Genomic DNA, 19,166 nt, shown 5'->3' on the forward strand with positions numbered 1-19,166 from the left:
CACCCAGCCGGCACCAGTACCACTGCTAACTGCGAAGAGCCCCTTTAGACTCATCCCTCGGCTGCGGCCCGGCCGTCCGGGATCGTGGCGCACGACGACTGCCACAGGAGAAGAGGTTCATGGTGCCAGTGACGGCACGGCGAACGGCCGGCCCCCTCCGGGGGCGTAGCGACGGCCCGCGACCGGGAATGATCCTTGTCACGAGCTCTCGCCTCGGTCGGGCGTACGTACCGGGGCGCCGATCCTGGGCAGCAGAGGGCGGCGGGTTGCACCGTCGGTCGGTGTCGGCGTCGAAAAACCCTCGCACACAATCGGATCGTGTGCTCGTCTCGTTCGACGGGCGCGGAATGTGTGTGTGAAGACGACCATGTCGTATCTTTGTGTTTCCCGTGTGCGAGGGGAAGCGTTCTTCCCGGCGACCGCACTTTGCGTGGGTGCGCGTGATGCCGATCTGTAACATATTCGTGATCTGGGGTCGATGGACACGTTCGAGGAACGGACCGCCGGAAGCCGTGGGGGGCGGTATCGGTACGACGATCCGCCGGCGCGGAGGAAAAATTAGTGGCGCAACCATGTCGAGTGGTTGTGGGATCGCTTCGACAGGGAGAAGGAATTGAGCGTCGGGTTCGAAGAGTTCATCGATGAGAACGGGCGGATCAGGCTGCCTGAAGGGCAGACCCTGCTCGATCACCTCGAGGGGAACTTCGCTTCAAACGGTGACGACCTCGCCTACCGGTACATCGACTACTCGCGGGAACGCGACGGCGAGGTGCACGAGCTGACCTGGGATCAGTTCGGCGTGCGCATCAAGGCCATCGCCGCGCGCCTGCAACAGGTCACCGCTCCCGGCGACCGCGTCGCGATCCTCGCTCCGCAGGGTCTCGACTACGTCGTGTCCTTCTTCGCCGCGATCTACGCCGGCACCATCGCCGTGCCGCTGTTCGATCCCGACGAGCCCGGCCACACCGATCGCCTGCACGCCGTTCTCGGCGACTGCACCCCCAGCGCGATCCTCACCGCCACTTCGTCCGCGGCCGGCGTGCGGCAGTTCTTCCGCCCGCTCCCCGCTGCGCAGCGTCCCCGCGTGATCGCCGTCGACGCCATCCCCGACTCGGTCGCCGAGTCCTGGAACCGGCCGCCCATCGGCACCGACGACATCGCGTACCTGCAGTACACCTCCGGCTCGACCCGCGTTCCCGCCGGCGTCGAGATCACTCACCGCTCGGTGCTCACCAACGTCATCCAGATGGCCGACTCCATCGAACTCGACGAGTCGTCGCGCGGCGTGACCTGGCTGCCGCTGTTCCACGACATGGGCCTGCTCACGGTGATCCTGCCCGCGGTCGGCGGCAAGTACATCACCATCATGAGCCCGCGTGCCTTCGTGGCCCGGCCGAGCCGCTGGATCCGCGAGCTCGCCGCCGTCTCCGACGGTGCCGGCACCTTCGCCGCCGCCCCGAACTTCGCGTTCGAGCACGCTGCGGCACGCGCGGTCCCCAAGCCGGGCGAAGAACTCGACCTGAGCAACGTCATCGGCCTGATCAACGGCAGCGAGCCGGTCACCACGTCGTCGATGCGCAAGTTCAACGAGGCATTCGGGCCCTACGGTCTGCCCCGCACGGCGATCAAGCCGTCCTACGGCATGGCCGAGGCCACCCTGTTCGTCTCCTCCACCCGTCACAGCGACGAGGCGAAGGTCATCTACGTCGACCGCACCGCACTCAACGCGGGCCGGGTCATGCGCGTCGAGCCCGATGCCGAGAACGCCATCCCGCAGGTCTCCTGCGGTTACGTCGCACGCAGCCAGTGGGCCGCGATCGTCGACGCCGAGACCGGCACCGAGATGCCCGACGAGCAGGTCGGCGAGATCTGGCTGCACGGCGAGAACATGGGCATCGGCTACTGGGGTCGCAAGGAAGAGACCGACAACACCTTCCACAACCGCATCACCAAGCGTCTGGCCGAGGGCAGCCACGCCGAGGGCACCCCGGACGACAGCAAGTGGCTGCGCACCGGCGACTACGGCGTCTACATCGACGGCGAGCTCTACATCACCGGTCGCGTCAAGGACCTCGTGATCGTCGACGGCCGCAACCACTACCCGCAGGACCTCGAGTTCTCGGCGCAGGAGGCCAGCTCCGCGCTGCGTCCCGGCTTCGTCGCGGCGTTCGCGGTGCCGGCCAACCAGCTGCCGCGCGAGGTGTTCGACAACGACGCCTCCGGCCTGCAGTTCGATGCCGACGATTCGTCGGAGCAGCTCGTGATCGTCGCCGAGCGCGCTCCCGGCGCCGGCAAGGCCGATCCGCAGCCGATCGCCGACGCGGTACGTGCCGCGATCTCGTCCCGGCACGGTGTCACCGCCCGCGACGTGCTGCTCGTGCCGGCCGGTTCGATCCCCCGTACGTCCAGCGGAAAGATCGCGCGTCGGGCGTGCAAGACCGCATATGTCGAGGGAACGCTGCGTGGTGGTTACCAGCAGCAGGCCTTCCCGGACAGCGTGTAAGAACGAATGTCCTCTTTCCCGGGTAGCGTGGTGGGTTGATGTCTGACACTGAAATGACGGTTGCGCAGCTGCGCGAATGGCTGCGCAACTGGATCGCCGACGCGACCGGGCAGCCGGTCTCCCAGATCTCGGACGATCGTCCGATGGAGGAGTTCGGGCTGTCCTCCCGGGACGCCGTCGCCATGGCGGGTGAGATCGAGGAACTCCTCGGTGTCACCCTCAACGCGACGATCGCCTACCAGCACCCGACGATCGCGTCGCTCGCGACGCGCATCATCGAAGGTGAGCCCGAGGCACCCGCTGAGGACGACTCCGCCCTGTACACGGTCGGTGCCGCGGCGGGTTCGAAGGACGTCGCCATCGTCGGTCTGTCCACCCGTTTGCCGGGCCACGTCGACACCCCCGAACAGATGTGGGAGCTGCTCGCGTCCGGACGCGACGGCATCTCCGATCTGCCCGAGGGCCGCTGGTCGGAGTTCGAGAACGATCCCGCCGTGTGGGAGTCGATCCGCAACGCCAACACCAGGGGCGGCTACCTCGACGACGTCAAGGGCTTCGACGCCGAGTTCTTCGCGATGTCGCCGCGCGAGGTCGAGATGGTCGACCCGCAACAGCGCCTCGCGCTGGAGCTGACCTGGGAAGCACTCGAGCACGCGCACATCCCGCCGAGCGACCTCAAGGGCGGCTCGGTCGGTGTGTTCATCGGCAGCTCGGCGAGCGACTACATGCTCCTCGCGGTCGGCGATCCGTCCGCAGCGCATCCCTACGCGCTCACGGGCACCTCCACCGCGGTCATCGCGAACCGCGTGTCGTACTTCTACGACTTCCACGGCCCGTCGGTCACGCTCGACACGGCGTGCTCGTCGTCGCTGGTCGCCGTGCACCAGGCCGTACGTGCGCTGCGTAACGGCGAAGCCGACGTCGCCCTCGCCGGTGGCGTCAACATGCTGCTCGCCCCGGCCGGCACCCTCGGCTTCGACGAACTCGGCGTCATGGCACCCGACGGCCGCATCAAGGCGTTCTCCGCCGACGCCGACGGCATGATCCGCGCCGAGGGCGGGGGTCTCGTCGTGCTCAAGCGTCTCGAGGACGCCGAGCGCGACGGCGACGACATCCTCGCGGTGATCGCCGGTTCGGCCGTCAACCAGGACGGCCGCTCCAACGGCCTGGCCGCTCCCAACCCCGAAGCGCAGGTCGACGTGCTGCGCCGCGCCTACCGCGACGCGCAGATCCTGCCGTCCGGTGTCGACTACATCGAGGCGCACGGCACCGGCACGGTGCTCGGCGACCCGATCGAGGCCGACGCGCTCGGCCGCGTCGTCGGTCGTGGCCGCGAGGACGACAAGCCGGTCCTGCTCGGTTCGGCCAAGACCAACTTCGGTCACCTCGAGTCCGCCGCGGGTGCGGCCGGTCTCATCAAGGTCGTTCTCGCGATGCAGAACGATCAGCTGCCCCCGACGCTCAACTACACCGCGCCCAACCCGTACATCCCGTTCGACAGCGCGCACCTGAAGGTCATCCCCGAGGGCGCGAAGTGGCCGCGCTACACCGGTCGCGCCGTCGCCGGTGTGTCCGGCTTCGGTTTCGGTGGCACGAACGCGCACGTCGTCGTGCGCGAGTACACCGGCCCCGAGGGGCTCGAAGCGTCCGAGGCCGAGGTCGAGGTCCTGCCGGAGGAGATCCCCGCCGCGGAGACCACCGAGCAGGCCCGCGAGCTGCCCGTCCTGCTCGCCGTCTCCGCTGCGATGCCGTCGCGTCGCCGCCGTGCCGCCGCCGATCTCGCCGACTGGCTCGAGACCGAGAAGGGCAGCACGACGCCGCTCGCCGACGTCGCCCGCACGCTCGCTCGTCGCAATCACGGCCGGTCCCGCGCGATCGTCGTGGCGAACAACCACGGTGAGGCGATCGCCGGTCTGCGTGCCGTCGCCGCCGGCAAGCCCGCGCAGGGCGTGTTCACCGCCGACGCTCCCGCCTCCAAGGGCGCGGTGTGGGTGCTCTCCGGCTTCGGTGCCCAGCACCGCAAAATGGCCAAGCAGCTGTACCTGGAGAACCCGGTCTTCGCGGCGGCCGTCGACGAGGTCGACGAGCTGATCTACGACGAGTCGGGCTATTCCATGAAGGAGAAGTTCCTCGACGACGCGCAGGACTACGACGTCGAGACGGCGCAGGTCGGCATCTTCACGATCCAGATCGGTCTCGCCGCGCTGCTGCGCCACCACGGTGCCGAGCCCGCCGCGGTCGTCGGCCACTCGATGGGTGAGGCTGCCGGCGCCTACATCTCGGGCGGACTCTCGCTCGAGGACGCCGTGCGCGTCATCTGCTCGCGTTCGCGTCTGATGGGTGAGGCCGAATCCGGCCTGACCGGCGACGACATCCGCCTCATGGCGCTCGTCGAGTACAGCGCCGCCGAGATCACCGACGTGCTGCCCGACTTCCCGCAGCTCGAGGTCTGCGTCTACGCGGCGCCGACGCACACCGTCATCGGTGGCCCGCAGGAGCAGGTCAACGCGATCGTCGCGCGTGCCGAGGCCGAGGAGAAGTTCGCCCGGGTCCTGCAGACCAAGGGTGCGAGCCACACCTCGCAGGTCGATCCGATCCTCGGCGAGCTCGCGGCCGAGCTCGCCGGCATCGAACCGCACCGCCTGAAGGTCGACCTGTACTCGTCGGTCGATCAGGAGACCCTCTACCGCGCAGGTCACGAGGGCATCCACGACGTGGAGTACTGGACCAAGGGCATGCGCCACAGCGTGTACTTCACGCAGGCGATCCGGCAGGCGCTGTCCGACGGGCACACCACCTTCGTCGAGCTCAACGCCAACCCCGCGACGCTCATGTCGGTCGCGGCGACGGCCTTCGACGCCGGTGTGCAGGACGGCCAGTTCATCCAGACGCTCAAGCGCAAGGAGGACGAGTCCCTCGGTGTGCTGACCGCGCTCGCGCAGTTGTACGTGCACGGGCAGTCCGTCGATCTGAGGACGCTGCTGCCGGAAGGCGACTACGCCGACCTGCCGCGCACCGCCTTCCTGCGCAAGCCGTACTGGGTCGACGCCAGCATCGGCACCTCCGGCAACGGCCGCGCGCCCGGCGCCCGGGTCGCACTGCCCGACGGCCGCTACGTGTGGGAGGTGCAGGCATCCGCCGTCACCGATGCGGCCGAGCTGGTCGTCGCGGCGGCCTCGCAGCTGCTGTCCGATGTCACGCTCACCGCGTCCATCCCGCACACCGACGTCCCCGCGACCGGCACCCTCACCACGACGCTCACCCGGCACCCGGGTGGCGCGTCACTGCAGGTGCACGCGAACACCGGCGACGGTTTCACGCTCGTCCACGAGGGTGTCGTCACCTCCGGTGAGCCGCTGCCCGCGCCCGTCGCGGTGGCCGCGAAGCCGGCCGCGCAGGCCGAGGAGCTTCCCGAGGTCGTCGAGTCGTTCGGCGACCAGTGGGATCCCAACGGATCGCAGAGCCTCGACGACCGCCTGACGCTGATCGTCGCCGAGTCCATGGGTTATGCGCCCGAGGATCTGCCCGCCGAGATCCCGCTCATCGAGCTGGGCCTCGACTCGCTCATGGCGGTCCGCATCAAGAACCGCGTCGAGTACGAGTTCGACATCCCGCAGCTGCAGCTGTCGGCGGTCAAGGACGCGAGCCTGCGCGACGTCGCGAAGTACCTGCGATACGCCGTCGAGAACCGCGAGGAGGTCGCGCAGCTCGCCGAGCAGCAGGCCGCCGAGAAGGCAGCCGAACGCGCCGCCGCTGCGGAGCAGGACGATCTTCCCGAGGTCGAGGACACCACCGCGGTGGGCGAGGCCGAGCAGATTCTCGCCGAAGCCGAAGCCGAAGCCGAAGCCGAAGCCGAAGCCGAAGCACAGACCGCGCCCGAGACGGCCGAGCCCGAGCAGGAGTCGAGCGGTGTCGACGTGCCGCCGCGCGACGCCGCGGAACGGTTGACCTTCGCCTCGTGGGCCGTGGTCACGGGCAAGTCGGCCAAGGGCATCTTCAACCGGTTGCCGAAGCTCGACCGCGATGTCGCCGAGAAGCTCGCGGCACGGCTGACCGAGCGGGCCGAGGGTGAGATCACCGTCGACGACGTGCTCTCCGCCCCGACCGTCGAGCAGCTCGCCGAGACCGTCCGTCAGCATCTCGAATCCGCCGATCGCATCGACGGACTCGTGCGCACCCTGCGGCCCCGCGCCGAGGGATCGGACACCGTGCCGGTCTTCGTCTTCCACCCCGCGGGTGGTTCGACGGTCGCGTACGAGCCGCTGCTGCGCCGCCTGCCCGCGCACACCCCGGTGTTCGGTTTCGAGCGCACCGAGGGCCCGATCGACACCCGCGCACAGGCGTACCTGCCGCTCATCAAGGAGATCCAGGGCGACGGCCCGTACGTGCTGTGCGGCTGGTCGCTCGGCGGTGTCCTGGCCTACGCGGTGGCCCGTCTGCTCCGCGAGGAGGGCAAGGACGTGCGTCTCGTCGGCCTCATCGACACCGTCATGGCCGGTGAGAAGGTCGAGGACACGCCCGACGAGATCCGCAAGCGCTGGCAGCGTTACTCGGCGTTCGCGAAGAAGACCTACGGGGTCGACGCGCCGCTACCCTACGACCTGCTGGCCGAGGCCGGCAGCGACGAGGAGCAGATCGGCATCCTGATGGGTCTGCTCGAGCTGAGCGGGGCGCAGATCCCCGGCGGCATCATCGAGCACCAGCGCACGTCGTGGCTCGACAACCGCGCCATCCAGACCGCGGATCTGCTGCCCTACGACGGCAAGGTCGTGCTGTACATGGCCGACAAGTATCACGACGACGCGATCGATCTCGAGCCGGCCTTCGGGACCCGGCAGCCCGACGGTGGGTGGGGCGAGGTCGTCGCGGATCTCGAGGTCGTGCACGTCGGCGGCGATCACCTGCAGATCGTCGACGAGCCGTACATCTCGAAGGTGGGGGAAGACCTGACCCGCAAGCTGGCCGACATCGAGGCCTCGAGGAGCTGAACGAAGAAGTGAGCACCACGGCACAGAAGCTGGCCGAGTTGCGCGAGAAGCTGGAGATCGCGAAGGAGCCTGCCGGCGAACTCGCGATCGCCAAGCGCGCGAAGAAGGGCATCCCGAGCGCTCGTGAGCGCATCGACATGCTGCTCGACAGGGGCAGTTTCGTCGAGATCGGCGCGCTGATGAAGATGCCGGGCCGCGACGATGCGATGTACGGCGACGCCGTCGTCGTCGGGCACGGCACGGTCGACGGCCGCCCGGTCGCGGTGTTCTCCCACGACCAGACCGTCTTCGGCGGCAGCGTCGGTGAGATGTTCGGCCGCAAGGTCGCCGCGGTCCTCGACTTCGCCCTCAAGATCGGTTGCCCCGTCGTCGGCATCAACGACTCCGGTGGTGCCCGCGTGCAGGACGCCGTCACCTCGCTCGCCTGGTACGGCGAGATCGGCAAGCGTCACGAGCCGCTGTCGGGTCTGTGCCCGCAGATCTCGGTGATCGTCGGCAACTGCGCCGGTGGTGCGGTCTACGCGCCGATCAACACCGACGTCGTGGTCGCCACCGAGGGTTCGCACATGTTCGTCACCGGCCCGGACGTCATCAAGGCGGTCACCGGTGAGAACGTGAGCCTCGAGGAGCTCGGCGGTGCCCGTCAGCAGGCCGAGTACGGCAACGTGCACCACGTCGCGCCGGATGAGAAGGCCGCTTTCGAGTGGGTGCGGCAGTACCTGAGCTACATGCCGTCCAACGCGCAGGAGAAGCCTCCGATCATCAATCCCGGTCTCGAACCGGAGCTCACGCCCGACGATCTCGAACTCGACACGTTCATGCCCGACGCCGACAACTCCGGCTACGACATGCAGGACATCCTGCTGAAGATCTTCGACGACGGCGAGTTCCTCGAGGTCCGCGCACAGACCGCGCCGAACATCATCACCGGCTACGCCCGCGTCGACGGCCGGGCGGTGGGCGTGGTGGCGAACCAGCCGCTGTACCTGTCGGGTGCGCTCGATGCGGCTGCTGCCGACAAGGCCGCGCACTTCGTGCGCGTGTGCGACGCCTACGACATCCCGCTCGTGTTCGTCGTCGACACCCCCGGCTTCCTGCCCGGTGTCGAGCAGGAGAAGATCGGCGTCATCAAGCGTGGCGGCCGCTTCTTGTTCTCATATGTCGAGGCGTCGGTCCCGAAGGTGACCGTCGTAGTCCGTAAGGCCTACGGCGGCGGTTACGCCGTGATGGGGTCGAAGCAGCTCGGCGCCGACATCAACTTCGCGTGGCCCACCGCGCGTATCGCCGTGATGGGTGCCGAATCGGCTGTCGCGGTGATCGGTCGCCGGCAGATCGAGGCCGCGGGCGAGAACGCTCCGGCGGTGCGCCAGCAGCTCATCAACTTCTACAACGAGCACGTGGCCACGCCGTACATCGCGGCCGAGCGCGGATACGTCGACGCGGTGATCGAGCCGTCGACCACCCGTCTCGAGATCCGCAAGGCGCTGAACCTTCTTCGCGACAAGGAAGTGTTCAAGAACCCGCGGAAGCATCACCTGCTGCCGCTGTAGAGCCGTTGCCGACGGGGCCTGTGCACCAGTGCGTGCACAGGCCCCGTCGNACGCCGCCCCACCGGGCCGGGGGTCAGGGCACGGTCCAGGAACCCCGGCCCGGCAGGAAGGTGATGTCGGTGGTCGTCACGACCGCCTCGATACGTCCGGAGCCGGTCTCGAACCAGGGGTATTCCCATCCTGCGGAGGGGATGGGCGGGTAGATCGGCAGGGTGACGGTGCCACGCTGTCCGGTGGTGACGTTCGTCCAGTTCACGAGGCACGGGCACTGGAAGCTGCTGCCGAATCGCGAGAAGCCGGGACGCTCGGGGTCCACACCGACGGTCACGCCCTCGTTGACGAGGAGACCTCCCCACCCTGCGGAACCGGTGCCACCGACCGCGCCGATCACAGGGCTCAGGGTCGTAGCCGCCACAGGCTCCGCGGACGCTGCGGGAGCGGTGACCACACCGAGCGCGAGCGCCGCGCCCAGGGCTGCCGTGAATGCGATCTTTCTCGAGGTCGTCATGCCCTGTGTGTCGCCCGTCGGCGTCACTTCCGTTACTCGCGCCTCATCCGTCACTCGTAGACGCGCATCGGCGCGGGTTTCCACAACCCGGACCTCGTCACCTCGGTGGTGGTCAGTTCGGCCGGCTGCGCATTCGGGTAGAAGCGCACGTACCGCTCCACCGAACCCCAGTCGCGCCCCCAGTCGTTCTCGAGGTAGGTGGGCACCTGCTCGGGTCGCGCCAGGACCTCCGCGAAGCCGAGCGGGCCACCGTTGTCGGCCGACTGCCAGGTGTCGGTCGACGACACCGCGAGCGGACGGTCGGGGAGGACCCGGTAGTTCGGCATCTCGGCCACACCGGCCCAGTGGTCGAACGGCCGCTGGCACGGGAACTGCAGACCCACGGCCCAGTCCAGCAGGAGCGGCTGCTCGGAACCGAGCTGGGCGTCGAGCCGCTCGAGGATGGGGACGCGCGGCGGCGTGAACGCCAGCCACTGGTCGCCGGTGAGGTTGGGGTCGTTGGCGACGATGCGGACGGCGTCGACGTCGTCGGGCAGGTCGGCGAGCGGCACACGCAGGTTCCGCCACGACGGTGCGGGGCCGATGTCGCGCGGCAGGTAGGTGCCCTTCGCCTCGACGCTGCCGTCGGCCTGGCGGGTGCCGTACTCGACGAGCAGCGACTGGCCGTAGGTCAGTGCACCGGTGTCGTCGTACGACCAGATGCGACCGGCCGCGGAGATGATCACCAGCGGCGTCTCGTCGGTGATCCCGGGAAGGGCGTACCAGCTGGAGGTGAGCGCGGCGGGTTCCTGCACACCCTCCTGGTAGCTGCCGAGCACCGGGGTGACGGACGGGTCGAGCCCGAAGGGCAGACGCACGGTGCTGCCGTTGACGGTCTGCTCACCGGAACCACCCGTGGTGCCGCCGCCCGCGCCCGTCTCGAAGGTCGGGCCGACGCTCTGGTTGTCGGTGTTGCCCTGACCCGGCTTGACCTCGACGTAGTCGGCGGTCAGGTCGGACGGCACGCCGTCGGGAGTGAAACCGCGCGGCGCCGCACCGGCGAGCGGGTCGTCGTTTGCCGGCGGATCGGCGGGGTCGATGATCGGTTCGAGGCGTCCCTCGTTGGGGTCGGCCTCGACGAGCACGTCGTTCGCGAGACCGCAGGTCTGCCCGGCGACCGCCCCGATGTTGGAGCGAGCGAGCGAGTACGCCGGGTATTGCGACACCGCGCCCTTGAGCAGCGACAGCACCTCGAACAGCACCATCACCGCGGCGACGACCGTGAGCGGCGCAGCCGCGAGGGCGCGGATCCGCCGGCCCTTCTTCGTCTCGGCCGACTCCGGCGGCGGTGCGTAGCCCTCGCGGAGGTACTGCCACGCGACGAGCACCAGGGCGAGACCGAACAGGACCAGGAACAGCGAGCTCGACTGGTAGCCGCTCAGCGAGACGGTCTTGTCGAACCACGGCACGCCGTAGCTCGAGACGTACCACCAGCCGTTGATGCCGGCGAACGACACCGCCAGGACGAACAGCACTCCGGCGAGGAAAATCGTGCGGTTGCGCCGCGACCGCAATGCGCTCGCGGAGACCACGACGGCGGTGACCGTCGCGAGCGATCCGGCGATGCCTGCGTACGCCCCGAAGTGGTGGGTCCACTTCGTGGGGTTGAACATCATGAAGAAGATCGTGCCGAAGACGATGCCGAGCAGACGCCAGGTCGGGCTCACGGCGACGCCGGGGATCCGGCGGCGGCGCAGCAGCACGAACAGCGTCGTGAACAGGCACAGCAGCATCGTGAGGAACGCGAAGCGGCGCGGCAGTGAACCGTCGACGGTCTGCACCATCAGGTAGTAGTAGCGGAGGAAGTCGTTCCACCACTCCTCGTTGGGGCCGATGATGGTGCGCACGCGGGTCGCCTCGAGGACCGCGGCGAGGGTCTGGTCGGAGAACACCACGACGAGCACGAGCATCCCGGCGGCGCCGATCGGGGCGAGCAGTGGCAGGGTGCCGACCTCGCGGTGGCGGCGCACGATGATCCGCGTCATCGGCCGGATGCCGGCGATGAGCGCGGCGATACACATCAGGCCCGTCGGTGCAGCGGCGAGGGTGAAGGCGCCGATGAACACCGCCGTCGCGGCGGGCAGCAGACGACCGGTCGCGATGGCGCGTTCGATCGAGCACCAGGTCAGCAGCGCACCGAGCGCGACGATCGGCTCGGGCCGCAGACCGTTGTTGTAGGGCAGCCAGAAGGCGAGGAAGACCAGTCCGCCGGTCCACAGTGCGATGCGGTTGTGCCGCACGGCCCGGCCGAGACGCGGCACCACCTCACGGCTGATGACCATCCAGCACAGGATTCCGGCGATCAGTGCCGGGATGCGCATCCATGGGCTGGCCGTGGAGATCTTCGCGAACGCCGCCAGCACGTCGTAGTACCAGCCGAAGGGAGCTTCGGGGACACCGAACCAGCGGAAGTAGTTGGCCATGTAGCCGGAGTTCTCCGCCGCCCGGGCCATGGTCAGCAGGTAGCCGTCGTCCGAGGTGTTCGCGCCGAAGAAGTGCCAGCCGACGAGCGTGAGGACCACGACGACGTCGACGCCGGTGAACTTCCACCAGCGGGACGGCAGGAAGCGGCGGTGACCGCGACCGTCCGTGCCGTCGAGCTTGGCCAGCGCGCCGAGCGCGAGTGCCGTCGACAGCACCGCAAGGACCATCGCGAGGGACTTGACCAGCGTCGGCGACGACGTGAACCGGGAATCGACATCGACGGTGACGTCGAGGCCGGGAACCGCGGTCGGCAGGTCGCTGAACACGCCCACGACGAGCGGCCGCAGGTCGCCGGTGAGCTCACCCGACCGCGGGTTGCCGTTCTCGTCCGAGAGGCCGACGAACTCGGCGGTGGTGCGTTCGGAGTCGGAGAAGATCTGCAGTTCGCTGCACGCACCCGACTCGACGTCGGCGCGCGGCGCGGTCGCGACCACCACGTTGCGGTCGAGCACGTCGACGTTCTCGGCGCCGACCCGCACGAACATCGCGTTGAGGGCGGCGTCCTGCCCGTTGGTGGGGGCGGTCGCGAGCAGCATCCCGCCGTCGCCGGGCATCTCCGCGACGGCGCTGCACGGCACGGTGGCGCGGAGCTGGAGGGGGACCTGCGACATCAGCGGCAGTTCGACGTCGGTCGCCGCCGCGTCCTGCGGCCACGACATCGTCGCCTCGGTCACGCGGACCGGGAGAAACGGTGTGGCCAGCGCCAAGATCATGCCGAGCAACCCGGCGACGACGGCGACGAGTCGCGCAGTCCGGTACCGAGTGCGAAGGTCCTCGCCCATCGACCGGGGGGCGGTCGGAGCGGGCGCGGGTGAGGTCGTCACGTCGTCGGGCACGGGAGTCGATGGTATCCGGCGACGTGGTGTGACGGCACTCGCCCTTACTCCAGCAGGACGGGGACCCCGTCACGGATGCGGCCCGGCGACCACAGGCCGGAGCGGGTCGTCACGTCGGTGGTGACCTCCGCGGGGGAGGCATCCGGGTCGATCGGACGGTACTGCTCGAGCGATCCCCAGTCGCGATCCCAGTCGTGGTTCAGATAGGTGGGGACGGCCTCGGCGTTCAGCAGAAGCGGGATCCAGCCGAGCGGTCCGCCGCCGATGTCGTCCTGCCAGCCGTTCGTCGCGTCGGCCCCGACCCGGTCCGGGAGGATGCGGTACTCGGGGACCTCGGCGACACCGTTGCGGTGCCCGAAGGGTCGCTGGCACGGGAAGGCGAGACCCACCGACCAGTCGATGAGGACCGGGGCGTCGGATCCGACGACCTCCTGCAGGGTCTGCATGCGCGGCATCCGCGGCGGCGTGACCGCGACCCACTGGTCGGGGGAGAGGTCACCGTCGTCGACGACGATCCGCACGGCGTCGGCGTCGGCCGGGATCGCGTCGCTCGGCACGCGCAGGTTGCGCCAGGACGGCGACGGGCCGATGTCGATCGGGGCGAGCGTGGCCAGCGGCGTCACGTCGTCCCCGGATGACGAACCGAACTCCAGCAGCACGTCCTGACCGGGGGTGATGACACCGTCGGGGTCGACGTAGCGGATGCGTCCCGCCGCGGTCACGACCAGCAGCGGTGTCTCGTCGGTGCGCTCCGGCAGCGCGTACCAGCCGGATTCGAGTTCGGCGGACTGCTGCACGCCGGAGCGGTAGCTGCCGAGGACGGGCGTGGTCTGCGGGTCGAGGCCGAAGGGCAGCTTCACGGTGCTGCCGTTGATGCCCTCGTCGCTGGTGCGACCGCCCTCGGTGCCGGCGCTGGTGGATGTGGTGGTGCCGCCCTCCTCGCTGTCGACGGTGTTGGCGCCACCGGTCGTGGTGGTCTCCGCGTCGGCGGTGAGGTCGAGGGCCACGCCGTTCGGGGTGAAACCGACGGCCGTGCCCGCACCCAGGGCCTCGCCCGCATCACCGTCGAGGGGCTGAAGCATGGTCGCGTTCGGTTCGGACTCGACGAGCACCTCGTCGGCGAGTCCGCAGGAGTTGCCTGTGAGGGCCGCCGCGTTCGACTTGGCGATCGAATAGGCCGGGTACTGCGAGACCGCGCCCTTGAGCAGCGACAGCACCTCGAACAGCACCACCGCCGCCGCGACCAGCGTGAGCGGGGCCGACGCCAGGGCCCGCACCCTGCCGTTGCGGTCGGGTCGCGGCGTGGTGAACGGCTCGCGCAGGTGGAACCACGCGGCGAGGAGCAGGGCGAGCACCGTGAGGCCGAGCAGTGCCGTGGAGAAGGCGTAACCGGAGATCGACGGCGGCTTGTCCCACCACGGGATGCCGTAGCTCGAGACGTACCACCAGCCGTTCGAACCGGTGAAGGCCATCGCCAGGACGAACAGCACCCCGGCGGTGAACAGCGCCCGGTTGCGGGCCGATCGGATGCCGACCGAGCCCACTCCGATCGCGGCGAGCGCAGCCACCGACGCGGCCAGGCCCGCGTACACACCGAAGTGGTGTGTCCACTTCGTCGGCGTGAGCATCATGAGCAGCAACGACGCGAAGACGATGCCGAGGATGCGGCGCGAGGGTCCGATAGCGGTGCCCGGGATGCGGCCCTTGCGCAGGATCAGCATGACGCACACGACCAGGCACAACAGCATCACGAACACGCCGAACCGGCGGGCCAGCGAACCGTCGGGGGAGACGGTGAGCAGTGCGTCCCACCGCAGTCGCTCGTCGAACCACGGCACGTTCGGTCCCACGGCCGAACGCACGCGGGTCGCTTCGAGGACCGACGCGAGCGTCTGGTCGGCGAAGACGGCGATGAGCACGACGGTGCCCGACGCCAGGATCGGCGCGAGGGGCGCGACGACACCGACGAGATGCCGGCGCGCGATAAGAACCTTCACCAGCGGGCGCATCCCGGCGACGAGTGCGGCCACCGCGATCAGGCCGGTCGGGCCGGCGGCGAGAGAGAAGGCCGCGATGAGGACCGCGATCGCGGCGGGCAGCATGCGCCCGGTCGCGATGGCGCGTTCGATCGAACACCAGGTCAGCAGCGCACCGACCGCGATGATCGGCTCCGGGCGCAGACCGTTGTTGTAGGGGAGCCAGAAGGCGAGGAAGACCAGCCCGGCCGTCCACAGCGACACCCGGCTGTGCCGGACAGCGACGCCGAGCCGGGGGATGACCTCGCGGCTGATGACCATCCAGCACAGGATCGCCGCGATGAGCGTGGGCAGGCGCATCCACACGCTCGACGTCGAGACCTGTGCGAACACGACGAGCACGTCGTAGAACCAGCCGAACGGCGCCTCGGGCACACCGAACCAGCGGAAGTAGTTGGCCATGTATCCGGCGTCGCCGGACACCCGCGCCATGTTGAGGATGTAGCCGTCGTCCGAGGTGTTCGCGCCGATGATGTGCCAGAGCAGCAGAGTGCTCACGACCACCGCGTCCACGAGGGTGAACCGCCACCAGCGGGCCGGCAGGAACCGGCGCGCGCGGCGCCCGTCGATCCCGTCGAGTCGATGCAGAGCGACGAGGGAGACCAGCGTCGCGAGCGCGCACACGATCATCGCGAGGAGCTTGAGCACCGTGGGGGTCGAGGTGAACCGCGAGTCGAGCTCGGCGCGCACCGACAACCGCTCGGTGGAGTCGTCACCGTCGGGTTCGAAGGCGCCGGCCGGGCCGCCGAGGTCGCTGAAGACACCGACCATCTGCGGCCGCTCGTCGCCCTCGAGCTCGATCGCCACCGGCGGGTCGGCGCCCACGATCTCGGCGGCGGTGCGTTCGGAGTTCGATGCGACCGTCACGGCCGTACACGGCTCGTCGAGCGGCGCCGAGACGAGCACCGAGTTGCGCAGGACGGCCTCGACGGTGCCGGGAGCGCCGTCCTCACCGGGTATCGCGCGGATCACCAGGCCCTCCGCCGTGGCGTCGGGGGAGCCGGACGGGATGGTCGAGACGAGGGTGCCGCCGTCGGAACCGAGCTGCGCTGCTGCCGCGCACGGCACGCTGGCCCGCAGCGTGAGCGGGGCGTAGGTGACGAGCGGCGCCTCGACACTGTCGATGCTGCCGTTCTGCGGCCATTGCAGTTCGCCGGTTTCCTGCCGGACCGGCAGGAACGGAAGGGTCAGAGCCAGCACGAACCCGAGCAGTCCCGACACGATCGCGACGATCCGAGCTGTGCGGACGCGCGATGTCGGGTCGGGCGAATCGGTTTTCCCGGGCGAAGCGGTATCGGCTGGCACAAGCGTCGATGCTAGGCGAGTCCCGTCACGGGGCCGGCGCGTGCCGCTCCGCTCGCACCACTCGCGGGTACTCCGCGGTTCTGTCCGACCACGTCCGGAGCGATGCCTCCCGCCACTAGCATCGCTGTCTATGAGGACTTCCACCCCGATCGGGCGCGCTCTGCGCGCGGCGGGCATCGGGGAGGTCTGCGACGACTCGACCACGCGCGCGCTGTACTCGTCCGACGCTTCTCTCTATCGCGTCCCGCCACAGGCCGTGGTGCGCGCCCGATCGATCGACGACGTCGCCACGACCCTCGACGTGTGCCGCCGGGAAGGTGTCCCCCTCACCTCCCGCGGCACCGGCACCTCGCTCGCGGGCAACGCTGTCGGGCCTGGCGTGGTCATCGACTTCTCGCGTCACCTGAACCGGGTGCTCTCCGTCGACCCAGAGACCCGGACCGCGCGGGTGCAACCGGGTGTCGTGCAGGCCGAACTGCAGCGCGCCGCGGCACCGCACGGTCTGCGCTTCGGCCCCGATCCGTCCACCCACAACCGGTGCACGATCGGCGGGATGATCGGTAACAACGCGTGCGGGGCGCGGGCGCTCGGCTACGGCCGCACGTCCGACAACGTCGTCGCGCTCGAAGTGCTCACCGGCACCGGGCACCCGCTGACGCTGCCCGGCGAGGATCCGGTGCTGGAACCGTTGCGGGAGATCGTCGCCCGCGACCTCGCGACCATCCGCACCGAATTCGGTCGCTTCGGCCGGCAGGTGTCGGGTTATGCACTCGAGCATCTGTTGCCGGAGAACGGTTTCGACGTCCGGAAGCTGTTCGTCGGTAGCGAGGGCACACTCGGGATCACGACCGAGGCGACGGTGCAGCTGGTCGCCGACCCTGCCGTCCGCACAATGGTCGTGCTCGGCTATCCAGACATCGTCGCCGCCGGCAACGCCGCGCACGGACTACTGGGTTTCCGGCCCACGGCGTGCGAAGGGCTCGACTCGCGGATCGTCGACATCGTCCGGCACCGGCGCGGACCGCAGGCGGTACCGCCCCTGCCGTCGGGTGCGGCCTGGCTGTTCGTCGAACTGGCCGGTGACGACGCCGACGAGGTGCGCGGCCGGGCGAAGGCACTCGCGCAGGCCGCCGCCGCGACCGACGTCCTGCACGTCGAGGACCAGGCGCGTGCCGCTGCGCTGTGGCGTATCCGGGAGGAGGGAGCCGGCCTGTCGGCGAGAAGTCCGAAGGGACTGCCCGCGCACGCGGGATGGGAGGACGCCGCCGTCCCTGCCCACCGCGTCGGCGACTATCTCCGCGACTTCGAGGAACTGCTTGCCGGATACGACATCACCGGCTATCCCTACGGGCACTTCGCCGACGGCTGCATCCACATCCGCCTCGACATCCCCCTCGAGGTTCCGGGTCTGTTCCGCGAATTCCTTTTCGAGGCAGCTGAACTCGTCGCCGAATACGGCGGGTCGATGTCGGGGGAGCACGGCGACGGGCGTGCCCGGAGCGAACTGCTGCCCGTGATGTACTCACCCGACGCGCTCGCACTGTTCGGGGCTGTGAAGTCGGTCTTCGATCCGGAGAACGTCCTCAACCCCGGCGTGCTCGTCGACCCGCGGCCCGTCGACGCCGACCTGCGCGTCCCGGCGGCCGGGAAGATCCGGGAGGGCCTGGCCTTCCGCTATCTCGAGGACGGTGGCGACTTCACGCAGGCAGTGCACCGGTGTACCGGGGTCGGCAAGTGCCGCGCCGACAATACCGGCACCGGCGGGGTGATGTGCCCGTCCTTCCTCGCGACCCGTGAGGAGAAGGACTCCACCCGAGGACGTGCCCGGGTGCTGCAGGAGATGCTCAACGGTCACCTCGTCGCCGAGTCGTGGCAGTCGCCGGAAGTGCACGAGGCGCTCGATCTGTGCTTGTCGTGCAAGGGATGTCTGTCGGACTGTCCGACCGGAGTCGACATGGCGACCCTCAAATCCGAAGTTCTGCACCAGACCTACCGGGGACGGAGGCGGCCCGCCAGTCACTACGGTCTCGGCAGGCTGCCGCAGTGGGCGGCGATCGCCTCCCGTGCACCACGCGCCGTCAACGCCCTTGTCCGCGCTCCGGGGGTCGCCCCGCTCGGGTTGACCGTCGCCGGTCTCGACCGCCGCCGCCGTGTACCGAGGTTCGCGCCCCGCACCTTCCGGAAGTGGTTCGCCGACACCCTCTCGCGACGATCCCGCACGGGCGATCCGGTGCTGCTGTTCGTCGATACTTTCACCGAGTACTTCACCCCGGAGATCGGGGTTGCCGCCGTGCGCGTGCTCGAAGCCGCCGGACACAGCGTGCACCTCACCGACGAACCCCGCTGCTGCGGCCTGACGTGGATCACCACCGGCCAGCTCGACCAGGCCCGGAAGATCCTGGGCCGCACCGTCGCCGAACTCTTCCGCAGCGGCATGCCGATCGTCGGTCTCGAACCGTCGTGTACCGCCGTCCTGCGTTCCGACGCGGTCGAACTGCTCGGGTCCGCACCTGCTCGCCTCGTGGCCGACAGCACCACGACCCTCGCCGAACTCCTCGCCGACTGGGAACCGCCGTCGCTGGACGGCACACGGATCGTCGCACAACCCCACTGCCACCACCACGCCGTCATGGGATGGGGCGCCGACGCCGCACTGTTGCGACGCGCGGGTGCCGACGTGCAGCGCCTCGCCGGCTGCTGCGGCCTGGCCGGGAATTTCGGAGTCGAACGCGGGCACTACGACGTGTCGGTGGCGGTCGCGCGAACCCAACTGCTGCCGGCCGTCGAGGCGGCATCCGACGACGCGGTGATCCTCGCCGACGGCTACTCGTGCCGTACCCAGCTGAGCGACCTCACGACGCGGCGCGGCACGCATCTGGCGGAGTTGCTGGCCTCACGACTGCCGTAGGTACGGCGG

General features: G+C 69.5%; 7 protein-coding genes. 4 read left to right on the forward strand and 3 right to left on the reverse strand.

Annotation, left to right across the window (positions count from 1 at the left end; translation table 11 throughout):
• Positions 1–613 precede the first annotated feature (613 nt).
• Genes fadD32 through QR64_RS00020 form a run of 3 tightly spaced genes read left to right on the forward strand, consistent with a single transcriptional unit; the run spans position 614 to position 9,041 of the window.
• Positions 614–2,503, forward strand: a complete 1,890-nt coding sequence (gene fadD32, locus QR64_RS00010; RefSeq protein WP_006553446.1) for a long-chain-fatty-acid--AMP ligase FadD32 — start codon at positions 614–616, stop codon at positions 2,501–2,503.
• Positions 2,504–2,556: 53 nt separating this feature from the next.
• On the forward strand, positions 2,557–7,491 hold the full coding sequence (pks13, locus tag QR64_RS00015) for a polyketide synthase Pks13 (RefSeq protein ID WP_039583413.1): 4,935 nt from the start codon (positions 2,557–2,559) through the stop codon (positions 7,489–7,491).
• Positions 7,492–7,499: 8 nt separating this feature from the next.
• Positions 7,500–9,041: an acyl-CoA carboxylase subunit beta gene (locus QR64_RS00020; protein WP_039583414.1), complete on the forward strand. Its 1,542-nt coding sequence runs from the start codon at positions 7,500–7,502 to the stop codon at positions 9,039–9,041.
• A 73-nt stretch (positions 9,042–9,114) separates the two neighbouring features.
• Here QR64_RS00020 and QR64_RS00025 read toward each other — a convergent pair whose 3' ends face one another.
• Genes QR64_RS00025 through QR64_RS00035 form a run of 3 tightly spaced genes read right to left on the reverse strand, consistent with a single transcriptional unit; the run spans position 9,115 to position 16,249 of the window.
• Entirely contained in the window at positions 9,115–9,549 is a 435-nt protein-coding gene (locus QR64_RS00025; protein ID WP_033097841.1) for a hypothetical protein, read from the reverse strand.
• A 50-nt stretch (positions 9,550–9,599) separates the two neighbouring features.
• On the reverse strand, positions 9,600–12,908 hold the full coding sequence (locus QR64_RS00030) for an arabinosyltransferase domain-containing protein (protein ID WP_039583415.1): 3,309 nt from the start codon (positions 12,906–12,908) through the stop codon (positions 9,600–9,602).
• Between the two features lie 44 nt (positions 12,909–12,952).
• Positions 12,953–16,249, reverse strand: a complete 3,297-nt coding sequence (locus tag QR64_RS00035) for an arabinosyltransferase domain-containing protein (protein ID WP_039583416.1) — start codon at positions 16,247–16,249, stop codon at positions 12,953–12,955.
• 130 nt (positions 16,250–16,379) lie between these two features.
• Here QR64_RS00035 and QR64_RS00040 point away from each other — a divergent pair, with 130 nt between their 5' ends.
• A complete protein-coding gene (locus QR64_RS00040) occupies positions 16,380–19,157 on the forward strand; it encodes an FAD-binding and (Fe-S)-binding domain-containing protein (RefSeq protein WP_039583417.1) in 2,778 nt (925 codons plus the stop codon).
• Positions 19,158–19,166: the final 9 nt, after the last annotated feature.

Source organism: Rhodococcus sp. Chr-9 (genome assembly GCF_000801125.1).
Lineage (GTDB): Bacteria > Actinomycetota > Actinomycetes > Mycobacteriales > Mycobacteriaceae > Rhodococcus > Rhodococcus pyridinivorans.